We start from the raw sequence: 20,264 nt of genomic DNA, 5'->3' as shown, positions 1-20,264 counted from the left end.
CAGCCGGCTGGTTCGGCTGAGGGACCGGTGCTGGTGCGGGTGCGGGTGCAGGTGCCGGCGCTGGGCGCGGGGTGCGCTCTGCGATCAGGCCAGGGGCGATACCTTCCACCAGGCGGTCAATATCGGCGTGGAATTGCTGTTCCTGGGCCTTGTTTCCGCCAGCGAGGTTGGTGGCCTGTACGCGCAGTGCGTTGCGCACATCCCACACAGCGTTACGAGCGTTGTTGTTAATGGTCATCGCGGCAGCCTGGAGGCTGTGCTCCGCCTGCTGGAGGAACGGGCTGGTGCTGCTCACGTTCGCGGAAAGGTCAACGGGCTGAGCCTGCGCGGTCACAGGGGTGGCGATAAGACCAATAGCCAGGCCGGTTGCAGCGACGAGGGAGCCGAATCGGCGCGCTAAGCGCTGCACGCGCGTGCCTTTCGGGGGCAGATGTAATTGATGCATGCGGAAAGTATAACTGTTATGTGTGAAAAACATTGCTTCTGCACTCTACAACATTGTCAGAGAGCTGACTATGCGCTGCGCGGTGTCAGGATGCGCGGGCCATCATCCGTGGCGGCCACGGTGTGTTCCCAGTGGGCTGCGGGTGATCCATCAGCGGTAATTACGGTCCAGTCATCCTCCAGCACGTAAGACTCGGTTTCTCCACCAAGGATGAGCATCGGTTCAATCGCAAGCACGGAGCCAGCTTGGATGTAGGGCCCGCGACCAGGATGGCCCTGGTTTTCCAGGTAGGGGTCCTCGTGCATGGTGCGACCAATACCGTGGCCACCGTAGCCCGCGAGGATACCCAGCTTCACGCCAAAGGCGGCCTCGGCTTCGCGGGTGGAGCGTTCGAGGGCATGAGAGACGTCGGTAAGCCGATTGCCTGGAATCATTGCCTGGAGCCCGTCGAGAAGCACGGCGCGTGTTGCACGATTGAGCTTATCGACGTCCCCCGCTAACTTCCCCACCCCAAAACTCCACGCCGAATCCCCAACCCAACCATCAAAGGTGGCACCGCAGTCGACGGAGACGAGATCGCCTTCCTTCAATACCGCACCGGCAGAGGGGATACCGTGAACCACCACTTCATTAACTGAAGCACAGATGGAACCCGGGAAACCCTGGTAGCCCTTGAAGGTGGGCACTGCACCATGATCACGGATGACTTGCTCGGCGATGGCGTCCAGCTCCAGCGTGGTCACGCCAGGGGCGGCGGCGTCACGCACCGCGGTGAGAGCGCGTCCCACGATCCGGCCGGCAGCCTCCATCGCATCTAGCTCACCCGGGGTTTTCGCGGCAATGGTCTTCTTACGTCCGAACAGCATTGTGTGGTCCCTTTCTTGAAAAAGAGAAGCGCTGGCCTTCGTGTGGCCAGCGCTCATCAATTGGGCAGTTTACTTACCCAGCTTCTCCATCGTGCGGGCATTAACCTGCTCGACTTCACCATCAGCATCAATGTTGATCAGGGCGTCGCCGTAGTGGTCAATCAACGGAGCGGTCTCATCGCGGTAGACCTGCAGGCGCGTGCGGATCGTGTCCTCATTGTCATCAGCACGGCCACGGGCAAGCATCCTGGCCACCACAGTGTCCTCATCGACCTGGAAGTTGATCACACCATCGAGCTTCTGGCCCTGGGAATTCAGGAGCTCCTCCAGGATCTCAGCTTGCTCAACGGTGCGCGGGAACCCGTCGAGAAGCCAGCCGTTCTTGGCATCAGCCTCAGCCAGACGCTCCTCCACCATGCGGGCCGTCACCGACGTGGGGACGAGCTTGCCGGCGTCAATGTACTCCTTTGCCTCTACACCCAGCGGGGTTCCCTCGCCGATGTTGGCGCGGAACAAGTCACCGGTGGAGATATGCGGGATACCGAGCTTCTCCGAAATGATCGCCGCCTGGGTGCCCTTACCGGCACCGGGAGGGCCGAGGAGTACAAGTCGCATTATTTCAACAGTCCTTCGTAGTTGGATTGCAGGAGTTGGGATTCAATTTGCTTCACCGTGGTCAAGGCCACGGACACCATAATCAGAATAGCCGTACCACCGAATGCGGACATGCCGCCGGCACCGCTACCCCCGAGACCCATATCAAGGGCGATATTCGGCAGGATGGCAATCAGACCAAGGTAAATCGCACCGACGAACAGCAAACGGTTCATCACAAACGCAAGGTACTGCGCGGTCGGACGGCCAGGACGGATACCTGGAATGAAACCACCGTACTTCTTCATGTTGTCGGCCTGCTCGTACGGGTCGTACTGAATAGACACGTAGAAGTAAGAGAAGAAGATGATCAACGTGAAGTAGGTCAAAATGTACTGCCACGAAGCCGGGTTCTGCAGCCACGCCATCACGGTGGACATCCACCAGTTATCCGGCGGGGTCGGATCATTCGAGTTCACAATCTGAGTGATCAGAACTGGAACGTACATGAGTGAGGACGCGAAGATCACCGGGATCACGCCAGCCTGGTTGACCTTGAGCGGCAGGTAGGTCGACGTGCCACCGTACTGGCGGCGACCCACCATGCGCTTGGCGTACTGGACCGGGATGCGACGCTGGCCCTGCTCGATGAACACGATGCCCACAACAAGGAAGATCACCGCAGCAATCACCACTGCGAAGATCAACGGCCCAGACTGGCGGAGAATATTCGCCCCATCCGTAGGCAGACGGGTCGCAATACCAGCGAAGATCAGCAGGGACATACCATTGCCCACGCCCTTCTCCGTGATGATCTCACCGAGCCACATGATCAGAACAGCACCGGAGGTCATCACAACCACCATCATGACCAGCGTCCACACCGTGCGGTCTTCAACGAGGACGGGAATACCCTGACCAAGCAGCTGCTCACGGTCCGCCAGGGCTACGATGCCAGCGGACTGCAGCAATGCAAGCGCCACCGTCAGGTAGCGCGTGTACTGCATCATCTTGGCCTGGCCAGCCTGGCCTTCTTTCTTCAGCTCTTCAAACCGCGGAATCACCACGGTGAGCAACTGCGTGATAATCGACGCGGTGATGTACGGCATGATGCCGATAGCAAACACGGATAGCTGCAACAAAGCGCCGCCGGAGAACAAGCTGATCACCGAGAAGATGTTGCCTTGATCTCCCTCAGCGAGGGCGCGAAGACGCTCGGCAATGATGCCGTAATCAACTCCCGGTGTAGGGATTTGCGCGCCAATGCGGTAGAGGATGATCAGAGCTAGCGTGATCAAGATCTTCTTGCGAAGATCAACGTCCTTGAACGCCTGGAAAATGGTGGACACGTGGCCTCCTGGCTTATCCCGCGCGGCTTAAGGCCGCACGGCGATAGCGGACAGTAGATAACGTAATTGACTTGTTTACCCTAGCAGGTGTTAGCAGAAAACATTTATTCCGGTGGCAATTGCTATAAACCGTCCAAAGCACGCTCGCCCCAGAAATGCAGAAACTCCCCGAGCAAGACGAGCAGATGCTCTTTCGCGCGGGGAGTTTTGAGAAAACTAAGAGTGAGAAACTACTTCTCCTCGCCAGCCTTCACAGTTGCCTCCGTGGCGGAACCACCAGCAGCGGTGATCTTCTCCACCGCAGACTTGGAGAACTTCTCGGCGGTGACGTCCAGCTTGACGCTGATCTCGCCGTCGCCCAGGACCTTGACCGGCTGGTTCTTGCGCACAAGACCAGCAGCAACCAGGTCCGCAACAGCGACGGTGCCGCCCTTCGGGAACGCCTTTGCCAGGTCAGAAACATTGACCACCTGGTAGACGATCTTGTTCGGGTTCTTGAAGCCCTTGAGCTTCGGCAGACGCATGTGCAACGGCATCTGGCCACCCTCGAAAGCAGCAGAAACCTGCTTACGAGCTTTGGTGCCCTTCGTACCGCGACCTGCGGTTTTACCTTTGGAAGCCTCACCGCGGCCGACGCGGGTCTTGGCCTTGTTAGCGCCCTCAGCCGGGCGCAGATCATGGAGCTTGATTACTTCAGCCATGGTTTATCTACTCCCCTGCTACTTCTTCGACGGTGACCAGGTGGGCCACCTTGAGGATCTGGCCGCGCGTTGCGTCGTTGTCCTGCTTGATCACGGACTGGCCGATCTTGCGCAGGCCCAGAGCCTCCAGGTTCTTACGGGCAGCCGGCTTCTGGCCGACCTTGCCGTGGTGCAGCGTAATCTTCAGAGCCATTGTGCTTAAGCCTCCTGTCCTGCGCGTGCGCGCAGCATACGGGCCGGTGCGACCTCCTCGAGGGGCTTGCCACGACGAGCGGCAACTTCCTCAGGGCGGACCAGCTCTTTCAGGCCAGCAACAGTGGCCTGAACCACGTTGAGGGCGTTGTCGGAGCCGAGGGACTTCGCCAGGATGTCCTGGACACCAGCGCACTCAAGCACCGGACGGGCTGCGCCACCGGCGATGACACCAGTACCAGGAGCAGCCGGGCGGAGCATCACAATGCCCGCTGCCGCTTCGCCCTGAACCGGGTGAGGGATGGTGCCGCCAATCATCGGGACGCGGAAGAAGTTCTTACGGGCTTCCTCTGCACCCTTCTGGATGGCAGCCGGGACTTCCTTTGCCTTGCCGTAGCCGACGCCGACCATGCCCTGGCCGTCGCCAACCACAACGAGTGCGGTGAAGGACATGTTGCGGCCGCCCTTGACGGTCTTGGCAACACGGTTGATGGTGACGACGCGCTCGATGTACTTATCGCGCTCGTCCTGTGCACCGCCACGGCGGTCGTCGCGGCGGCCTCGGCCACCACGCTCATTGCGGTCGTTGCGGCCACCGCGCTCGTTGCGGCCACCACGCTCGCCACGCTGTTCGGTGCTGTTGTTTTTCTGGTCTTCGGCGGATGCTCCGCCGTCACGCCGTTCACGCTCGGCCATTACGCGATCCTTCCGTTGATGTTTACGTACTTAGCTGCGATGGTCATTAGAACTTCAGACCACCTTCACGTGCGGCGTCTGCCAGAGCGGCGACGCGGCCGTGATACTTGTATCCGCCGCGGTCGAAGACGATCTCTTCGATGCCAGCAGCCTTGGCGCGCTCAGCGATGAGCTCACCAACCTTGGCTGCCTTGGCCTTCTTGTCGCCCTCGAGGGTGCGCACGGCATCTTCCATGGAGGAAGCAGAGACCAGAGTGTGGCCTGCCAGGTCGTCGATAACCTGCACGTGCACGTGGCGGGAGCTGCGGTGGACAACGAGACGCGGGGTCTCCGGGGTGCCACGCAGCGTCTTGCGGATGCGGTTGTGGCGGCGGACGCGTGCTTCGCGGCGGCGGGTTGCAATGTCCCGGCCGACCGGGGTGCGCTTCTGCTTTGCTTCAGTGCTCATTGTTTACTTACCCGTCTTTCCGACCTTGCGGCGAACCTGCTCGCCCGCGTAACGGATGCCCTTACCCTTGTACGGGTCATCCTTGCGGAGGCGGCGGATGTTCGCAGCGATCTGGCCAACCTGCTGCTTGTTGATGCCTTCGATGGACAGCTTCGTGTTGCCGTCAACGGCGAACGTGACGCCCTCCGGAGCCTCAATGAGGATCGGGTGGGAGTAGCCGAGGGAGAACTCGAGGTCCTTGCCCTTGAGCTGGACACGGTAGCCAACACCGAAGATCTCCATGTTGATCTTGTACCCCTCGGTCACGCCAACAACACAGTTGTTGATCAGCGAGCGGGTCAGACCGTGCAGGGAGCGGTTGTTGCGGTGGTCATCCGGACGGGTGACCACAATCTGGTTGTCCTCAACGGCAGCGGTGATCGGCTCCGGAACGTCGACGGAGAGGGTGCCCTTCGGACCCTTCACCTCAACGAGCTGGCCATCGATCTTGGTTTCTACACCGTTGGGGATAGCGATGGGTGCGTTTCCTACGCGAGACATGTACTACTCCTCCCTTACCAGACGTAGGCGAGGACTTCCCCACCTACACCCTTCTCTTGGGCCTGGCGGTCCGTGAGCAGACCCTGGGACGTGGAGATGATTGCCACACCCAGGCCGCCGAGAACCTGCGGCAGGTCAGTCGACTTGGCGTACACGCGCAAGCCCGGCTTGGACACGCGACGCAGGCCAGCGATGGAAGCCTGACGGGACGGGCCGTACTTCAGGTCGAGGGAGAGGGTCTTGCCCACCTTTGCGTCCTCAACCTTGTAGTCAGCGATGTAGCCCTCCTGCTTGAGGATCTCCGCGATGTTGACCTTCAACTTCGAGGAGGGCATGGACACGGTCTCGTGGTGCGCATTGTTTGCGTTGCGCACGCGAGACAGCATGTCCGCAATGGGATCTGTCATGGTCATAGTTGACCGCTTACCTTTCTCGTTGCGGTTCCTCTCCACCCAGATGTCCACTGCGGGAAGCGGCTGACTGCGTTATCCGTGTGATGTGTCGGGGGCTACTTTTGCTCGCACACAGCGTGTGAACGAGCAGTTGGGGCGCTCCCCAGCGCTTAGTAACGCCAGGTGCTCGCCGCCACCCTCCATACGGTCCGCATTAAGGCGGGGGGCCTGCAACAAAGTTGGATTCTTACGTTCTTACGGCTCTGACGCGCATGAAATGCACACTACGTGCCATGCGCGCAGGTCCGCCGGTCAACCATACAGGTCAGCGCAGTTCAAGCACAAATCGCTTATCGACGCCTCCCCGCACCATCAACACGGCAGCGCCGGCCGGGCCCTCACCCGCGTTTGACCGAGGTCGCTTTGTTCCCCATCGCTCATTCCCTGCCAGTACGAGGCACTATCCGTCTGGCGCTTGGTCTTCGACGCGACCAAGTAAAGGCCTTGGGCGCGGATGAAGTCATCGCGGGCGTTTTCGGCCTTGCCCACATCGTCGATAAGCGCGAGCGCATATCTCTCGTTTCCCGTGGCGACAGTGGTTTCCGCAGCGCTTAGGCGCTCATAGATGGTGATGGAAAAACCGTGCATGTATGAGCGGCGCGCCACCACCGTGGACACCCCGCGTATTCGATCCCCTTTCACCCGGCGCGCACCCGCGGCCATCTGGGGGTTGAGGATGGTGAAGAGTAATTCTACGCGCTCAACATGCCTGCGTACCCCAAAGACCATGGTTGATTCCACTTTGGTGGAATTGCGCTTGCCGTGCCTAAATGCCACACAATGAAGCGCCGCTACAAGGTAACTCAATAATTGCGACTGCATATCGGTGTACGAACCGGCGAAGCGGAACTCACGCGTAATCACCTCATCGTTCGCACCGGGACTGTCTAAGTCCCGCTTCTCAAAACCGTACGTAGCCATTAAGTCGAAGGCTTTACGGTAGAAGGCTTCACCTTCCGCAGTGCCCTCCTGATCAGCGGCTTGGTTGAGTAGCTTCTGAACACGCTCTTTGATTTTGTCGATGTTGCCGTGTGTCCCAATTGTTCCTGTACCCATTGTTTCCCCCTTGGCTGTTGTGTTGTTAAAAGGTACGAACCCATATCTATCGTCTAGGTGCGACACGCCCTCCTCATTGTGCGCGACAGCCTGTGGATAACTATTCGAATATGCAGCTCAGAACCTTTTGCCAAGCACGATGCGCGCTACTGGACTACCGTCGATAGCACAACCGTTACAGGCAGTATTGGTGGCGGGACCACATTCGATCTCAACCACAACTGAAAGGACAGACCTCCGCCATGGCAACCACAACTGACAAACCCACCCCCGGCAACAAGATTGTGCTCATCGGCGCCGGCGATGTCGGCGTCGCCTACGCCTACGCGCTGGTGAACCAAGGACTGTGCGATCACCTGGCTATCATTGACATCAATGAGGAAAAGACGTGGGGCCACGTTGAGGATCTGAACCACTCGGTTCCGTGGTCCGGACACAACACCCGCGTCACCGTGGGCACCTACGAGGACTGCCGCGACGCCGCCTTGGTGGTCAACTGCGCCGGCGTGGCCCAACGCCCGGGCGAAACCCGCCTTGATCTGGTGGCGCGCAACCTGAAGATCTTTAAGAGCATTGTGGACGAGGTCATGGCGCACGGCTTCAACGGCATTTTCCTCGTGGCCACCAACCCGGTAGACGTGTTGTCCTATGCCACGTGGAAGTTCTCCGGGCTGCCATCTTCCCGCGTGATCGGCTCCGGCACCATTCTGGATACCGCACGCTACCGCCACTCACTCGGCGAGTACTTTGGCATGAGTTCCACCTCCGTCCACGCCTACGTCATCGGTGAGCACGGCGATACTGAGTTGCCTGTTGTCTCCACGGGCAGTGTGTCCGGCGTGCCACTGCCAGAGAAGCTCAGGAAGGCCGCAGAGCACAACCCGGAAGCTTCCTCCGACATGACCACCATTTTTGAGGAAACCCGGGACGCTGCCTACAAGATCATCCAGGCCAAGGGGTCAACGTCTTACGGTATCGGCGGTGGCCTTGCCCGCATCACCCGCGCTGTGCTGAGCAATGAGGATGTTGTGCTGCCGGTCAGTGCCCTGCTGGAAGGCCAGTACGGCCTCGAAGACATTTACATTGGCACCCCGGCTGTGATCAATCGCAACGGCATCCGCGATGTCGTCGAACTCACGCTCGACGAGACAGAGTCCAAGCAATTCCAGCACTCCGCAGAGGTACTGCGCCAGGTGATGGTGGACGGCGGGCTCGTCGGGTAGCAGCCAGGGCGACATCAATGCATTACGACGAGGCCTTGGACCAGGCAGGTTCTGCTACGGCCGAGGTCCTTGGAGCGCTAGCCACTGTCAAAGTGTTGCTCCAAGGTTTCATCCGCCCGTGCGCCGCGCGGTGGCCTGACGTACGGGCCGTGATCAACCATCTCGAGTACGACGAGGCGACGGGTCAGTTCTCTCTTCCGCAGGAGGCACGAGATCTGCTGGATCGTTTCGAGGAGGAGTTTGATCAGGCCGAGGATAATGCGTGGCCCGAGGATCTGAATCCGCTTGATGGGCTGGCCATGGATGCTTTCATGGCCGTCCATAGGCTCATCCACAATACTGGGTATTCCTGGGGCAACCTCGGCTTACTCCTGTCCACCGACTGCGATGACTACCTGCATTTCATCCGCTTGTTTGCCTCCGCGCGGTGCCGGTTCACGGGTGAGACTCTCCACTTCTCAGAAATCGGAGGCGTGGGAAATGTCTTCGTGTTTGAGGATTTTCTGCCTCCCACACTCGTGGCAGCTACAGGTCCGAAGGATGTTGCCCGCATGCTTATCGACGCTGCCTGGGTCGCCCCCAACACAGTCGACGTAAAGCATGAGCCTGGAGTGATCTCACTCACCGGTGATGTAGACACGATGCGGCACATCTACGAGGTGGCCATGCGAAACGAGGACACGGAAGCAACGATCCGAGCACAGTCACCCTCCTTACCAGCAGATAAACGGGTGCGGTACGAGCCTGTCGTGGACTTCACCACCGAATGTCCGGTGCCTTTTCCGGATATTCTGGCTGCTATGGGCAACCCCGAACCACAGCCCATGATTGATGATATGAACTGGGGTGCCTTCCGCGGCAACGCCTACCGAGGCACGATCACACTCAATGGTGAAAAATTCCACGCTGCTGCAACGGAGAAAGATGGTGTGATCACCGAACTTGAGATCAGCCCCCAAGACAACGCCAGCTTCCTAGGCATCCCCTTTCATATCCCTACACCGACATTCACCGAACGGCTCGATGAGCGCGGCATACCCTGGGCTGATGACGGAAGACTGGGAATTGTGCTGTACGAACACTGGGTCACGCTGTACAACCATGACAGGAGGATCGAGGCGATTCTGTGGCACAACCCAGATACGTTGACTGATATTGAGCTGCTCGATCTCGCGTTCCCACCTGATAACCACCGCGGTTAGCAGCGGGAGATCGCTTCAGTGGCAATTCTTCGGGGCTCTTCGAGGCACTCAGCCCACCCTTCGGGCGCACCCTCATTGATAAAAGCAATGAGATCAAGTGCGCTTTTCGGCTCAGGAGTAAGCACCAAACTATTGCCACTTTTCCTGATCACCACACGGCCCTCTCCTTTCCAGCGACCTCCAGTAAAGGAAAGTATCTACCCTGACCATACGCGGGTTGCGTGAGAAGATTCGCCAACCAACTACGCTGTCTTACGCTGCAAGCTCAAGGAAGCGACCCCGATTAGTACGACGCAGAAGGCCCCGAGAATCGTCGCGTCGCAGCTGAGTGAGTACACGCTTTGCTACAGCCAGGGTTGCCCTCATCGATCCCCGCGGCAAGCTGAAAGTGGCACAGTCCACAATGCGGGCTGATGCACCTTCCATCACTACGGCCGCGTCCTGTTTTTTCGCGTTACACATAGCTTCACCTTTGAGCACAAAACAGTAACCTGGCAAGTGTATTGAATAAAAGACACGGAAAGCCACGCCGAAACGAAAGAAACATGGGAAACACAGACCTGATCATCCACAAACCTGACGCACCCCTGACCATGCCCGACCAAGAGGTGATCGGGGCCGTGGTCGCTGCCACCGACGGACCACAGGTATCAGATGAATACCTGGTGCAGCTACACAACCAGATCCTGCAGGATAACCGCGACCTCATCGACGACGGTCTCCTCCACCCCGACAGGACTGGGCTTCGCGGCGAACGCTGCCTCATAATCGACGTATCGGACCATGTGGTCCCCTTGCTAGTCAAACGTCTTTCACACATCGCGGCGGGAATGGGGCTAGTGGTCGTCTCAGAACTCGATGATCTTGTATTCGCCTACGGTAATGAAATTCCGGGCATGTCCATCCGCACATACGAATGGGACATTGCGTGGGCTTCCCCCCGTGCATTGCCACAGTGGTTGGAGCGTACGACAATGGCCATGAACTTTTACCACGACCGTGGCGATGACGCTGTGGACTTCCTCATCATCGAAGACACCAGCAAAGAACACCAGTTCATCCAAACGATCTACCGGCCCGCTATAGAGGCGTACCAGGTGGAGGTCCGCGACGGCGGCCCTGATGCCCACTACCAGGCAATGATCGCCAGTTACGACGAGACGCTCGCCGCATTTGAAACGTGGATGGCTACCGGTGAACGCCTGCCGCAGGTTGACTGGGCCCTCATCGACATGTAACCGAAATCTTTTAGAAAGACGAAACCCCCACCACCCAGCGGGAAGGCTGCGTGGTGGGGGCCAAGTGAGACGTCGATAAGCAAAAGCTTATGGGCGCTGCATCTTGCCATCCTTGTCCTTGAACGGGAAGCCGAAGTGGCGCAGGAGCGCACGGCCTTCCTCGTCGTTGGCAGCGGTGGTGACAACGGTGATGTCCATACCGCGCGGACGGTCGATCTTGTCCACGTCGATCTCGTAGAACATGGTCTGCTCGGAGAGGCCGAAGGTGTAGTTGCCGTTGCCGTCGAACTGCTTGTCGGACAGGCCACGGAAGTCGCGGATACGCGGGAGAGCAACCGTCAGCAGACGGTCGAGGAACTCCCACATACGGTCGCCGCGCAGGGTGACCTTCGCACCGATGGGCATGCCTTCACGCAGCTTAAAGTTAGCAATGGAGGTCTTCGCGCGACGCAACTGCGGCTTCTGGCCAGTGATAGCGGTGAGGTCCTCGAGGGCACCGTTGATCACCTTGGAGTCACGTGCAGCGTCGCCGACACCCATGTTGACCACAATCTTGGTCAGACCCGGGATCTGCATGACGTTGTCGTAGCCGAACTCCTCAGAGAGCTTGCCACGGATTTCGTCCTTGTAGCGCGTCTTCAAACGCGGGGTGTAGTTAGCCTCGCTCATTAGATGTCCTTCCCGTTCGACTTGGCCACGCGGACCTTCTTGCCGTTCTCATCGAAGCGGTAGCCCACACGGGTCGGGTTGCCATCAGAATCAACGAGCATCACATTGGACACGTGGATCGCTGCTTCCTGGGTAACAATGCCGCCGGACTCAGCGCCGCGCTCATTGTAGGAGTTGGCAACGTGCTTCTTCACACGGTTGACGCCCTCAACGAGGACGCGGTCGCGCTTCGGGTAAGCCTCAATGACGCGACCCTGCGCGCCCTTGTCCTTACCAGCGATGACCTGGACCATATCGCCCTTCTTGATCTTCAACTAGATCACCTCCGGAGCGAGAGAAACAATCTTCATGAACTTCTTGTCGCGCAGCTCACGTGCCACCGGGCCGAAGATACGGGTACCGCGGGGCTCGGTGTCGTTCTTGATCAGAACTGCAGCGTTCTCATCGAAGGAGATGTAGGAGCCGTCCGGGCGACGGGTTTCCTTCTTTGCGCGCACGATAACAGCGCGAACAATTTCGCCTTCCTTGACGTTGCCGCCGGGGGCAGCTTCCTTCACGGTGGCGACAATCGTGTCGCCGATACCGGCGAAGCGTCGAACAGAACCGCCGAGCACCTGGATGCACAGAATTTCGCGTGCACCAGTGTTGTCGGCGACCTTCAGACGCGATTCTTTCTGAATCACTTTTGGTCTCCTGACCTGGATCAATGTGCGCCAGATTTCCGTCCTGCACGCACGTGGTCAATGTCTTTGTGCCTTTTCGCTTATCGACGAACAGTGGAACCCACCGTCGAAGGGTCTCGCAGCATCAGCTCGGAAACGCGCGTCAGCTACGACCAGCGTGAGACAACTGTGGTATTTAACCATGTTTACTCCGCTGAACCCAAATCTGGGCTGGTCTCGCGGATCCTTCCTCGAGAAAAGAAAACACCATTCCCCAGGCCCGGAGCAGGCCTTAAGGGATGGTGTGGTTTCTGGCTATTTAGGAGCTGAATGCGGTGATGGCAGTAGCGGCCACGGCAGTGGCAATGAAACGACGAATCTTCATGTCTTTTCCTTAAACCCAGACTGTGCTCAGCTGCCCACTATCCAATCTGCCAGAATGGATCAGGTGAAGTCCTCTACGCCTGACATGCTCGATGCTGTGCACGGGGTGCGCGACGCTCTCGCCGAGACCCGGCTGGATGACGCAGCTGATGATGCCCGTGCAATTGTGAACCAGCTGGATGACTACGTCTTACCGCGGCTGGCCAACCTGGACGCCCCGCTACTGGCGGTGATAGGCGGGTCCACGGGTTCCGGCAAATCAACCCTGGTTAACGCGATATTGCGTGAACGCGTATCCAACCCGGGCGTAATACGCCCTACTACCCGCCAGCCGGTGCTGGTTGCTCACCCAGATGACGCTGATTGGTTCAATTCGCCACAGGTCCTTCCTGGCCTGGCACGGTCCCATGGCGCAGGGGATGAACAATCCACCACACTGCGGATTGTTCCCACCACCAACATTCCAGCCGGCTTAGCGCTGTTGGATGCGCCGGACTTTGACTCAATCGACGATCGGAATCGCGCGCTGGCATCACAACTGTTGGCCGCTGCAGATCTGTGGGTCTTTGTCACCACCCCGGCCCGCTACGCGGATCAGCTTGTGTGGAACTTTTTGCATGATGCTGCCGGAAGGGGCATCGAGGTTGTCGTGGTGCTCAATCGGCTTGATGAATCTGCGGCAGCAACCGTTCCCGATGACTTGCGCCGCATGATGGATGAGGCAGGGCTGGGTGGGGCCACCGTGTTCACCGTCCCCTTCGTTCCCGGTCTGGGCAGCGATGATGCTGGCAAGGACGACGAATTCCTCGGCGATGAACTTGTCGCTGATGTGCGCACGTATCTCACCCGTCTCGCTGAAGATTCCGTCGCGCGCCGTGCCGTCGCAGGAAAAACTGTCGCGGGAGCCATCGTCGGGGCCCTTTCGCGTATCGACGCTGTGGTACAGGCCCGTTCCCGCCAAGAAGCCTTCGCCTCCCAACTCGACACCGCGATCAGTGAACAGTACTCGGCCGCCCATTCCCACGTCATCGATGCCACCTCCGACGGCAAGCTGCTACGCACCGAGGTGATGAACCGCTGGCAAGATGTTGTGGGCACCTCCGATGTAACCCGCGGATTCGAACGCTGGTTTTCCAACGCCATGGATAAGGTGGGCAGCTTCTTCAGTGGCGAACCTGCGCCGTTGCGCGAAGTAGAAACTGAGCTGGAATCCGGCTTACATGCCGTCATCGTTGATGCCGCCGATACTGCGGCCGCCCGCTCGTGGTCTCACATCGGGGCAGTTGCCCCAGATCTTCGTGCTGCCGCTGATCCGGCTTTAGCACGATCCAGCGAGGACATTGATGCCCAGGCTGCGGCACTCGTGAGAGAATGGCAGGGCGCGTTGCTCGCTCACATCCAGGAAACCGCCGGGGCGAAACGGCAGCGTGCCCGAGCCATGTCGTTTGGTTTGAATGTCCTCACCGTGGCACTCATGCTCGTCGTGTTTGCTTCCACAGCGGGAATCACGGGCTCCGAAGTGGCCATCGCTGGCGGATCAGCGGTGCTCGGCCAGAAGCTGTTGGAAACAATCTTCGGCGAAGACACTGTGCGCCGCATGGCCACTGATGCCCGCAATGATTTGAATGAGCGACTCTACGCCCTTCTGCAACGCGAACGCGCGCGCTTCTACCCCGTCACTGACCCCTTGGTTGAAGGTACTCCGGCAGAAGAACTACAGGAAGCTGTCAGCACTGCCCGCACCGCCGTTGCTGGCCGCTTCCCTGAGCTAGCCGGGACCACTGCCCCATCGCGCACACTGGCACCTGCCACACAAACCGGCCACGACAGTCACGACAGTGATGCCACCACGGATCTGGCGGAATCTGCTCAACGTGGCCCCTTGCGTGATCTGTTCACCCAACTCCGTGGCGGCTTCCAGCGCCCCGCGCAACAGCCGGAAGGAGAAACCGATGGCATTGTTTAAACGCAACACGCCCCTCGGTGAGCGCCTGACCGCTTTAGAAGATGCTGCCGAGATTGGTGCACCGTACCTCTCCCCCGCACAAAAGGAAAGGTTGGAAAAAGTTGCACGCGCGGGCGCGGAGCGCCGTGCACTGTCAGCAGAGCACACCGTCGTCGGGTTCTTCGGGGCAACGGGCTCCGGTAAGACGTCTTTGTTCAACGCTGTTGTTGGGGAGGATCTAGGCAAGGCTGCTGCACGCCGCCCAACGACCTCCTCACCGCTGGCAGCGGTCTGGGAACCTGCCGGTTCAGAGGAGTTGCTCGACTGGCTTGAGGTGGAAGACCGTAGGACACGCCCCGGTGAATTCGCTCCCGGTGCTGGGCCTTTGATCTTATTGGACCTCCCAGACTTCGACTCAGTGGAGCTGTCTAACAGGGAGATCGCCACCCGACTTGCAGGGCAAGTGGATGTACTCGTGTGGGTCTCTGACCCAGAGAAGTACGCCGATAGCGTCATCCATGAACAGTTCATCCAACCGCATGCCAACCACTCCGCCGTCACCCTTGCTGTCCTGAACAAATCAGACTTGCTGGGTTCGGGGGACGTGTCCACCGTTGCACAGTCTTATGCGCAGCTGCTTCGCTCCGATGGCCTCACAAATGTCTCTGTCCTTCCCACATCCACGCTCACCGGTGCAGGTATTGGCGATGTTAGGGCAGCTATCGCCCGCGTCGCCCGTGCGCACTCGGCGCAATCCGCCAGGATTGAGGCAGACATTGTCTCCGTCACTGATGAATTTATCGGTGCCACCAAGACAACCACCCCGGATAAACGCGCAAAACGCGAGCTAGATAAGGCCTTGAGTCACGCTGTGGGGGCAGACCGCCTAGCCAACACCACCGCGGCTGCCTACCGCAAGCGACTTTTCCAGCGCACGGGCTGGCCGGTTGTTTCCTGGATGGCGCGCTTTCGGCCTGACCCCTTAAAGCGGCTGGGGCTGCGCGAAGATCCAGATAGTGTTGGGGTTCACCGCTCATCCCTACCTGAATTGGACGCTGCTTCAAAGGCCGTGGCCAACAAAGGTGTCCGCGAGTACGCGGCCGCGGTTGCGGAAGGTTTACCGCACCAGTGGGCCGGAGCTGTGTTCGACCGTGCCGATGATGTGGCTGTAAGTGTGCCTGCTGAGCTCGATGTTGCTGTGACGCGGACGAAACTCCCGGCGGAGCCTTCAAAGGCGTGGGGTGTGCTCACCTTCATTCAATGGCTTGCCTTTGTTGCGGCGCTCGTTGGCGCGCTGTGGTATCTCATCGTGGCGCTGGTTCCGGGAATCCTCACTCCGCTGCTAGGCGATGACCTTGTTCCGGATGTCGAGGGATGGCCCATTCCCACTCTGCTCATCATGGTGGGGATTTTGGTCGGGGTGGTCATCGGGCTTATGTCGGCGGGTGTTGGCGGGATCGTCGGTAGCAATATCAAGCGCCGTACGCGAACAGCACTCCGCAAAGAAATTTCTGCGATGTCGGAGGCAACCGTGGTCGCGCCGTTAGAGGAGATCCGCGATGACTACGTGCGTTTCACCGAACGCATCGCCGTCGCCGCGGGCACTTAGTTTCGCGCATCGATTGCACTAGTCACCCACGCTTGTCTGCTCAATCTCACCGTCAGGTCCTTTGACAATCAGGTTGGTGGCTTTGCCGTCGACGGGTTGCGACAAGATTTCTTTGACCGAATCGAGCTCAGCGGGGTCGTATACACCGTCGGCGTAGAAGTACCACACGCTCAGCGCGCCGATATTTCCTGCGTTGTACAGGTAAAGGGAAGTTGCGGCATCAACGCGTTCTGCCTGTTCAACGAGGGCACTCAGACTCGCACCTTGCGGGCGCAGCTGGAGATTCGGGGCGAGATCATCCCAGTCAGCTATGCCGTCCAGCCGCGCGGGCTTGTGCAGCGGAAAACCACGCAGGGTGAAAGTGTCGCGCTCGTGCATGTCAAGATGCCCGAACACATGGTCCCGGAATTCACGCGCCGCGCTATCGCTTATCGACGTCTCCCTCCACACCATCACGTCCAGTCCCCCATCCGAACTCGAAGCCGAGATGGACACCTCTGCTACCTCGGGTGCTGCAAACAGCGCCAACTGCTCTGCAGTTTCTGCTCCGAAGTCCGCCGTTGGGAACGGGCCCTGCCACTTGAATGCCGTGCTACCCAGCTCAGCCCGCACATGTGAAGTCATCTTTTGATTAAGCTCCTCCCCCTTGTCATGCAGCGTGACCAAGGCAGCCACGAACTCGGCGGCATCGTCTACGTTCACGGAACCGCTCACCTGGACCGTGCCAGTCGGGATTCCGCCCCCAATTACCGAGGAAAACGTCAGCCCCTCAAACACCGGGTCAGTGGCAGTCCACTGTGCCAACGCCTCCTGCTCCTCTGCAGTCGGGTCTGAACAACCAGAAAGCGCCAGAACAACCGCACCAACAAGGCCAGCAAGAACTTTCCGCATCATGCCCACCATCTTAAAAGACAGCACTGTCCAGCAGTTTAATCAGCGAAAAGGTGAACCATGCGGTCGCCCCACGGCCCGGTGCCCTCAGGCTGTTCGGCCATTGGTGCCCCGACGATCGCCTCGCCCAATCGGCCGTCAGGCCCCTTGATCCTTAGCCCAACGGGATCTCCGGCCACTGGTCTAGCCAGCAGGGACTTCAACTGCTTCATCGCTTCCTCGTTGTAATCGCCCTCCGTGTAGAACTCCCAGTGGTAAAAGCCCTCGAAACTCCAGACAGACCGCAACGCATAGGGGGTTGCGGCATCCACGTCGTCCGCGAAAGCAGCTGTGGCTGCGTACCCTGCGGGGAACTCTGAGAAGCGAAGCACCGGCGAAATACGCCGGGAAGGCTTTTCCCCATCCGCGAGCGTGGGGCGCGCCAGCGGGAATCCCACCAGTTCAATACTGCCGGAAGGCTGCACTTCATCCAGGTGACGGAGCAAGCTGTCGCGGTATGCTCGCGCATCATCGTCACTGAACTCCAAGTCGCGGTAAACCTCTGCTCGCAAGCCTCGAGAGAAGTCATCAATCAATACAACACGTACCTCGGGTGCTGCGAAAGGCTCGAAAACAGCTGCTAGTTCCTTATCCCTGCCGGGTGCCCAATTGCGCCCTTTCCAGGTGAACGAAGTGCCCTCGATATCGGCGTTGATGTTCAGGTCCAACCCGAGGCGACTCCCACCAGGCATCTCAGCGAGCCTGGCGTAGATCTGATCCAAGGCGGAGAAGAACTCTGCCACGCTGCCCACGTGCACATCGCCAACAACATCAATCTTGTTCGTCGGGATGCCACCTGCCAAAGACTGCGAAAATTTGAGATCAACGAGTGCAGACTGAGTGGCAGCCCAATCCGAAAGCTCAGGGATGCGTTCTTGCGTCGTCTTAGTAGACACACAACCAGCAAGAGCAAAACTGGCCAACACAGTCACGGTGGCAATGATCTTCCGAAACATAGCCGACATTTTAAGAGCCATAAAATACCCGATCCATGTCCTCCTGCCACGGCCCAGGTTTTTTCGGTGGGTACTCCTGTTTTGCCCCAATTAGTGCAACGCCTAGGACCCTCGTACGACTTGTGATCTTGACTTCGATGGGACTGCCAGCATCTGGGTGTGAGAGCAACTGCTTGATTAGCTTCAGCGCCTCCTCGTCGTAATCATCGTCAGCGTAAAATTCCCAACGATACATCCCCTTGTAACTTGTGACAGCTCGCACCGCATAAGGTGTTGCAGCGTCTACAGTCTCCGCCAGGGTGGCTGTACCTACGTATCCCTGGGGGAATTCCGAGAAACGAAGCGAGGGACTACCGGCTCCAAACCCACGTGTCCCACCAGGGTCGGTGCGGTGCAGCAGTGGGAATCCGGACAGTTGGATCATTTCGGTTCCTTTTACGCTGTCCAGGTGACGGAACGCTCTGTCACGGTACGCGTGCGCAGCCTCGTCGGTGACCTGAAAGTCCCGGCTCACTTCCACCCAGAAAACTTCTACATCTTCCCGCATATCCACGGAGCCAACCTCGGGTGCTGCGAAAGGTTCGAGCAGTTCTACTAGTCTCTCGCCCTTTCCTGGCTCCCACTCACGCCCTGTCCACGTGAACTCTGTCCCCTGAATATCAGCCTTGACGTCAACGTCCAGCCACCGGCGTTTTCCACGTGGCAATTCATCGAACCTGGCGTACAGCTGATCCAACGCAGTAAAGAATTCGGCAACACTGTTCGCATGCACCTCACCTTTCGCCTGAAGGGTGTGAGAATACGAGTCCCCAAAAAGGCTGGGTTCCCTCGGCCGCGAAACGTGCAAGTCCGCCAATGCAGGCTGGGTATCAACCCACGCCGACAATTCCTTGAGTCGATGCTGCGACGACGCTTCAGCAAAGCACCCACCGAGAGCGAAGGTAGACAGCACCGCAACCAAGGCGACAATCTTCCGAAACATGAGTGCCAGTCTAAGGATAGGAGGTACAAAAGAACCCCGCCCTTCCCCCGATCCAGGAAGGACGGGGTGAGGGGCGGGGCGCCGGAAAACGTCGATAAGCGATAAGTGCTTAACGAGCCTTCTCGATGATCTCGACGAGACGGAAGTGCTTGTCCTTAGACAGCGGACGCGTCTCCTCAATGCGGACGAGGTCACCGATACCAGCGGTGTTCTCCTCGTCGTGTGCCTTCACGCGCTTGGTGGTACGGACAATCTTGCCGTACAGCGCGTGGGACTTGCGGTCCTCGAGCTCGACAACGATGGTCTTATCCATCTTGTCGGACACGACGTAACCGCGGCGGCGCTTCTGCAGACCCTTCTCCTTCGGGGCCTGTGCGGTGGTGTTGTCAGCCATTAGTTCGCTCCTTCAGCACCAGGGACGGTGGACAGACCAAGCTCACGCTCGCGCAGCACGGTGTAGATGCGTGCGATGTCGCGCTTGACCGCCGAGATACGACGGTTGTTGGTCAGCTGCCCAGTGGCCAGCTGGAAGCGCAGGTTGAACAGCTCTTCCTTGGCTGCGGACAGACGATCGTTGAGCTCAGAATCATTCAGCTCACGGAACTCGTGTGCGGGGGTTCCAACTGCCATTAGAACAGGTCCTCCTTCGAGATAACGCGGGTCTTGCAGGGAAGCTTCGCACCTGCGCGGCGCAGAGCCTCCTGAGCCACTGCCTCGTTCGGGTAGGACATCTCAAACAGGATGCGGCCAGGCTTGACGTTGGCCACCCACTTCTCCACCGGGCCCTTACCGGAACCCATACGCACGCCGAGCGGCTTCTGGGTCAACGGACGGTCCGGGAAGATGTTGATCCACACCTTGCCACCACGCTTGACGTGGCGGTTGATGGCAATACGAGCGGACTCGATCTGGCGGTTGGTGATGTACGCCGGCTCGAGAGCCTGCAGGGCGTAGTCACCAAAGTTGATGGTGTTTCCGCCCTTGGACACGCCGGAACGGCCCGGACGGTGCTGACGGCGGAACTTAACGCGCTTAGGGATAAGCATGTGTCTTAGCCCTCCTTATTCTGCTGTTCGGCGCGCTGGCGGCGTTGGCCACCACGGCGCGGGCGACGATCGCGGCCAC

The 20,264-nt window shown here is 59.1% G+C and carries 24 protein-coding genes and 1 pseudogene; 5 read left to right on the top strand and 20 right to left on the bottom strand.

Translation table 11 applies throughout. From position 1 onward, the window contains the following. From F4V54_RS07420 to F4V54_RS07370, 11 genes and pseudogenes are all read right to left on the bottom strand, one after another. A pseudogene (locus F4V54_RS07420) lies at positions 1-445 on the bottom strand (hypothetical protein); the annotation flags it as partial. Positions 446-513: 68 nt separating this feature from the next. Then, positions 514-1,311: a type I methionyl aminopeptidase gene (gene map, locus F4V54_RS07415; protein ID WP_150386728.1), complete on the bottom strand. Its 798-nt coding sequence runs from the start codon at positions 1,309-1,311 to the stop codon at positions 514-516. A gap of 69 nt (positions 1,312-1,380) precedes the next feature. Next, positions 1,381-1,926, bottom strand: coding sequence for an adenylate kinase (locus F4V54_RS07410; RefSeq protein WP_102723990.1), 546 nt, complete (start codon positions 1,924-1,926; stop codon positions 1,381-1,383). Continuing rightward, positions 1,926-3,254: a preprotein translocase subunit SecY gene (gene secY, locus F4V54_RS07405; protein WP_034664235.1), complete on the bottom strand. Its 1,329-nt coding sequence runs from the start codon at positions 3,252-3,254 to the stop codon at positions 1,926-1,928. Before secY ends, F4V54_RS07410 begins: the two co-directional genes overlap by 1 nt. Positions 3,255-3,484: 230 nt before the next feature. After that, positions 3,485-3,955 carry a 50S ribosomal protein L15 gene (gene rplO / locus F4V54_RS07400; protein WP_102723991.1) on the bottom strand — a complete coding sequence of 157 codons (471 nt, stop codon included), beginning with the start codon at positions 3,953-3,955 and terminating at the stop codon, positions 3,485-3,487. 7 nt (positions 3,956-3,962) lie between these two features. Continuing rightward, positions 3,963-4,148, bottom strand: a complete 186-nt coding sequence (gene rpmD, locus F4V54_RS07395; protein ID WP_034664237.1) for a 50S ribosomal protein L30 — start codon at positions 4,146-4,148, stop codon at positions 3,963-3,965. A gap of 5 nt (positions 4,149-4,153) precedes the next feature. Then, positions 4,154-4,843 (bottom strand): 30S ribosomal protein S5, encoded by a 690-nt coding sequence (gene rpsE / locus F4V54_RS07390; RefSeq protein ID WP_150386727.1) that lies wholly within the window; start codon positions 4,841-4,843, stop codon positions 4,154-4,156. Between the two features lie 46 nt (positions 4,844-4,889). Beyond that, positions 4,890-5,291: a 50S ribosomal protein L18 gene (rplR, locus tag F4V54_RS07385; RefSeq protein WP_034664239.1), complete on the bottom strand. Its 402-nt coding sequence runs from the start codon at positions 5,289-5,291 to the stop codon at positions 4,890-4,892. Positions 5,292-5,294: 3 nt separating this feature from the next. Beyond that, a complete protein-coding gene (gene rplF / locus F4V54_RS07380) occupies positions 5,295-5,831 on the bottom strand; it encodes a 50S ribosomal protein L6 (protein WP_034664240.1) in 537 nt (178 codons plus the stop codon). A 14-nt stretch (positions 5,832-5,845) separates the two neighbouring features. Continuing rightward, a complete protein-coding gene (gene rpsH / locus F4V54_RS07375; RefSeq protein ID WP_034664241.1) occupies positions 5,846-6,244 on the bottom strand; it encodes a 30S ribosomal protein S8 in 399 nt (132 codons plus the stop codon). 351 nt (positions 6,245-6,595) lie between these two features. Next, positions 6,596-7,339 carry a DUF2786 domain-containing protein gene (locus F4V54_RS07370; protein ID WP_150386726.1) on the bottom strand — a complete coding sequence of 248 codons (744 nt, stop codon included), beginning with the start codon at positions 7,337-7,339 and terminating at the stop codon, positions 6,596-6,598. A 242-nt stretch (positions 7,340-7,581) separates the two neighbouring features. Between F4V54_RS07370 and F4V54_RS07365 the strand changes: the two genes are divergently transcribed. The 3 genes from F4V54_RS07365 (at position 7,582) to F4V54_RS07355 (ending at position 11,002) form a co-directional block, all read left to right on the top strand. Further along, positions 7,582-8,562: an L-lactate dehydrogenase gene (locus F4V54_RS07365; RefSeq protein ID WP_150386725.1), complete on the top strand. Its 981-nt coding sequence runs from the start codon at positions 7,582-7,584 to the stop codon at positions 8,560-8,562. Positions 8,563-8,579: 17 nt separating this feature from the next. Continuing rightward, positions 8,580-9,764, top strand: coding sequence for a hypothetical protein (locus tag F4V54_RS07360; RefSeq protein WP_150386724.1), 1,185 nt, complete (start codon positions 8,580-8,582; stop codon positions 9,762-9,764). 545 nt (positions 9,765-10,309) lie between these two features. Continuing rightward, the gene (locus F4V54_RS07355; RefSeq protein WP_150386723.1) at positions 10,310-11,002 is read left to right on the top strand and encodes a hypothetical protein; all 693 of its coding nucleotides are present in this window, start codon (positions 10,310-10,312) and stop codon (positions 11,000-11,002) included. Between the two features lie 87 nt (positions 11,003-11,089). Here F4V54_RS07355 and rplE read toward each other — a convergent pair whose 3' ends face one another. From rplE to rplN, 3 genes are read right to left on the bottom strand one after another with little or no spacing between them, the layout of a single operon-like run. After that, a complete protein-coding gene (gene rplE, locus F4V54_RS07350; RefSeq protein ID WP_034664248.1) occupies positions 11,090-11,671 on the bottom strand; it encodes a 50S ribosomal protein L5 in 582 nt (193 codons plus the stop codon). After that, the gene (rplX, locus tag F4V54_RS07345; RefSeq protein WP_034664250.1) at positions 11,671-11,985 is read right to left on the bottom strand and encodes a 50S ribosomal protein L24; all 315 of its coding nucleotides are present in this window, start codon (positions 11,983-11,985) and stop codon (positions 11,671-11,673) included. Before rplX ends, rplE begins: the two co-directional genes overlap by 1 nt. Then, complete coding sequence (gene rplN, locus F4V54_RS07340) at positions 11,986-12,354, bottom strand: 50S ribosomal protein L14 (RefSeq protein ID WP_034664252.1); 369 nt, start codon at positions 12,352-12,354, stop codon at positions 11,986-11,988. A 418-nt stretch (positions 12,355-12,772) separates the two neighbouring features. On the opposite strand from rplN, the gene F4V54_RS07335 reads away from it, so the two are divergent. Together F4V54_RS07335 and F4V54_RS07330 are read left to right on the top strand one after the other, a co-directional pair. Then, positions 12,773-14,683 (top strand): GTPase family protein, encoded by a 1,911-nt coding sequence (locus F4V54_RS07335; RefSeq protein ID WP_150386722.1) that lies wholly within the window; start codon positions 12,773-12,775, stop codon positions 14,681-14,683. Further along, the gene (locus tag F4V54_RS07330) at positions 14,670-16,271 is read left to right on the top strand and encodes a GTPase (RefSeq protein WP_249041255.1); all 1,602 of its coding nucleotides are present in this window, start codon (positions 14,670-14,672) and stop codon (positions 16,269-16,271) included. The genes F4V54_RS07335 and F4V54_RS07330 overlap by 14 nt, the downstream gene beginning before the upstream one ends. Before the next feature lie 18 nt (positions 16,272-16,289). Here the strand turns inward: F4V54_RS07330 and F4V54_RS07325 are convergent, their stop codons facing one another. From F4V54_RS07325 to rplP, 6 genes are all read right to left on the bottom strand, one after another. After that, on the bottom strand, positions 16,290-17,189 hold the full coding sequence (locus tag F4V54_RS07325) for a hypothetical protein (RefSeq protein ID WP_150386721.1): 900 nt from the start codon (positions 17,187-17,189) through the stop codon (positions 16,290-16,292). A gap of 11 nt (positions 17,190-17,200) precedes the next feature. Beyond that, positions 17,201-18,157 (bottom strand): hypothetical protein, encoded by a 957-nt coding sequence (locus F4V54_RS07320; protein WP_150386720.1) that lies wholly within the window; start codon positions 18,155-18,157, stop codon positions 17,201-17,203. 10 nt (positions 18,158-18,167) lie between these two features. After that, complete coding sequence (locus F4V54_RS07315; protein ID WP_034664258.1) at positions 18,168-19,139, bottom strand: hypothetical protein; 972 nt, start codon at positions 19,137-19,139, stop codon at positions 18,168-18,170. Between the two features lie 109 nt (positions 19,140-19,248). Next, positions 19,249-19,533 (bottom strand): 30S ribosomal protein S17, encoded by a 285-nt coding sequence (gene rpsQ, locus F4V54_RS07310; protein ID WP_034664260.1) that lies wholly within the window; start codon positions 19,531-19,533, stop codon positions 19,249-19,251. Then, positions 19,533-19,769 (bottom strand): 50S ribosomal protein L29, encoded by a 237-nt coding sequence (rpmC, locus tag F4V54_RS07305; RefSeq protein WP_034664262.1) that lies wholly within the window; start codon positions 19,767-19,769, stop codon positions 19,533-19,535. Before rpmC ends, rpsQ begins: the two co-directional genes overlap by 1 nt. Further along, entirely contained in the window at positions 19,769-20,185 is a 417-nt protein-coding gene (gene rplP, locus F4V54_RS07300) for a 50S ribosomal protein L16 (protein WP_034664264.1), read from the bottom strand. The genes rpmC and rplP overlap by 1 nt, the downstream gene beginning before the upstream one ends. Between the last annotated feature and the right edge of the window lie 79 nt (positions 20,186-20,264).

Origin of the sequence: Corynebacterium tuscaniense, assembly GCF_008693065.1 — a bacterium.
GTDB classification, from domain to species: Bacteria; Actinomycetota; Actinomycetes; order Mycobacteriales; family Mycobacteriaceae; genus Corynebacterium; species Corynebacterium tuscaniense.
The sequence above is the reverse complement of the archived record's forward strand: the minus strand, read 5'-3'. Positions and strand labels throughout refer to the sequence as shown.

What these genes read in the sequence shown, in the direction of transcription:
- rpsE (WP_150386727.1), bottom strand. Translation starts at nt 4,843, where the DNA reads ATGGCCGAGCGTGAACGGCGTGACGGCGGAGCATCCGCCGAAGACCAG.
- rplE (WP_034664248.1), bottom strand. Translation starts at nt 11,671, where the DNA reads ATGAGCGAGGCTAACTACACCCCGCGTTTGAAGACGCGCTACAAGGAC.
- rpmD (WP_034664237.1), bottom strand. Translation starts at nt 4,148, where the DNA reads ATGGCTCTGAAGATTACGCTGCACCACGGCAAGGTCGGCCAGAAGCCG.
- F4V54_RS07320 (WP_150386720.1), bottom strand. Translation starts at nt 18,157, where the DNA reads ATGTTTCGGAAGATCATTGCCACCGTGACTGTGTTGGCCAGTTTTGCT.
- rplR (WP_034664239.1), bottom strand. Translation starts at nt 5,291, where the DNA reads ATGAGCACTGAAGCAAAGCAGAAGCGCACCCCGGTCGGCCGGGACATT.
- F4V54_RS07315 (WP_034664258.1), bottom strand. Translation starts at nt 19,139, where the DNA reads ATGTTTCGGAAGATTGTCGCCTTGGTTGCGGTGCTGTCTACCTTCGCT.
- F4V54_RS07365 (WP_150386725.1), top strand. Translation starts at nt 7,582, where the DNA reads ATGGCAACCACAACTGACAAACCCACCCCCGGCAACAAGATTGTGCTC.
- map (WP_150386728.1), bottom strand. Translation starts at nt 1,311, where the DNA reads ATGCTGTTCGGACGTAAGAAGACCATTGCCGCGAAAACCCCGGGTGAG.
- F4V54_RS07360 (WP_150386724.1), top strand. Translation starts at nt 8,580, where the DNA reads ATGCATTACGACGAGGCCTTGGACCAGGCAGGTTCTGCTACGGCCGAG.
- rpsH (WP_034664241.1), bottom strand. Translation starts at nt 6,244, where the DNA reads ATGACCATGACAGATCCCATTGCGGACATGCTGTCTCGCGTGCGCAAC.
- F4V54_RS07410 (WP_102723990.1), bottom strand. Translation starts at nt 1,926, where the DNA reads ATGCGACTTGTACTCCTCGGCCCTCCCGGTGCCGGTAAGGGCACCCAG.
- rplF (WP_034664240.1), bottom strand. Translation starts at nt 5,831, where the DNA reads ATGTCTCGCGTAGGAAACGCACCCATCGCTATCCCCAACGGTGTAGAA.
- rpmC (WP_034664262.1), bottom strand. Translation starts at nt 19,769, where the DNA reads ATGGCAGTTGGAACCCCCGCACACGAGTTCCGTGAGCTGAATGATTCT.
- F4V54_RS07335 (WP_150386722.1), top strand. Translation starts at nt 12,773, where the DNA reads ATGGATCAGGTGAAGTCCTCTACGCCTGACATGCTCGATGCTGTGCAC.
- rplP (WP_034664264.1), bottom strand. Translation starts at nt 20,185, where the DNA reads ATGCTTATCCCTAAGCGCGTTAAGTTCCGCCGTCAGCACCGTCCGGGC.
- F4V54_RS07355 (WP_150386723.1), top strand. Translation starts at nt 10,310, where the DNA reads ATGGGAAACACAGACCTGATCATCCACAAACCTGACGCACCCCTGACC.
- rplO (WP_102723991.1), bottom strand. Translation starts at nt 3,955, where the DNA reads ATGGCTGAAGTAATCAAGCTCCATGATCTGCGCCCGGCTGAGGGCGCT.
- F4V54_RS07370 (WP_150386726.1), bottom strand. Translation starts at nt 7,339, where the DNA reads ATGGGTACAGGAACAATTGGGACACACGGCAACATCGACAAAATCAAA.
- F4V54_RS07330 (WP_249041255.1), top strand. Translation starts at nt 14,670, where the DNA reads ATGGCATTGTTTAAACGCAACACGCCCCTCGGTGAGCGCCTGACCGCT.
- rpsQ (WP_034664260.1), bottom strand. Translation starts at nt 19,533, where the DNA reads ATGGCTGACAACACCACCGCACAGGCCCCGAAGGAGAAGGGTCTGCAG.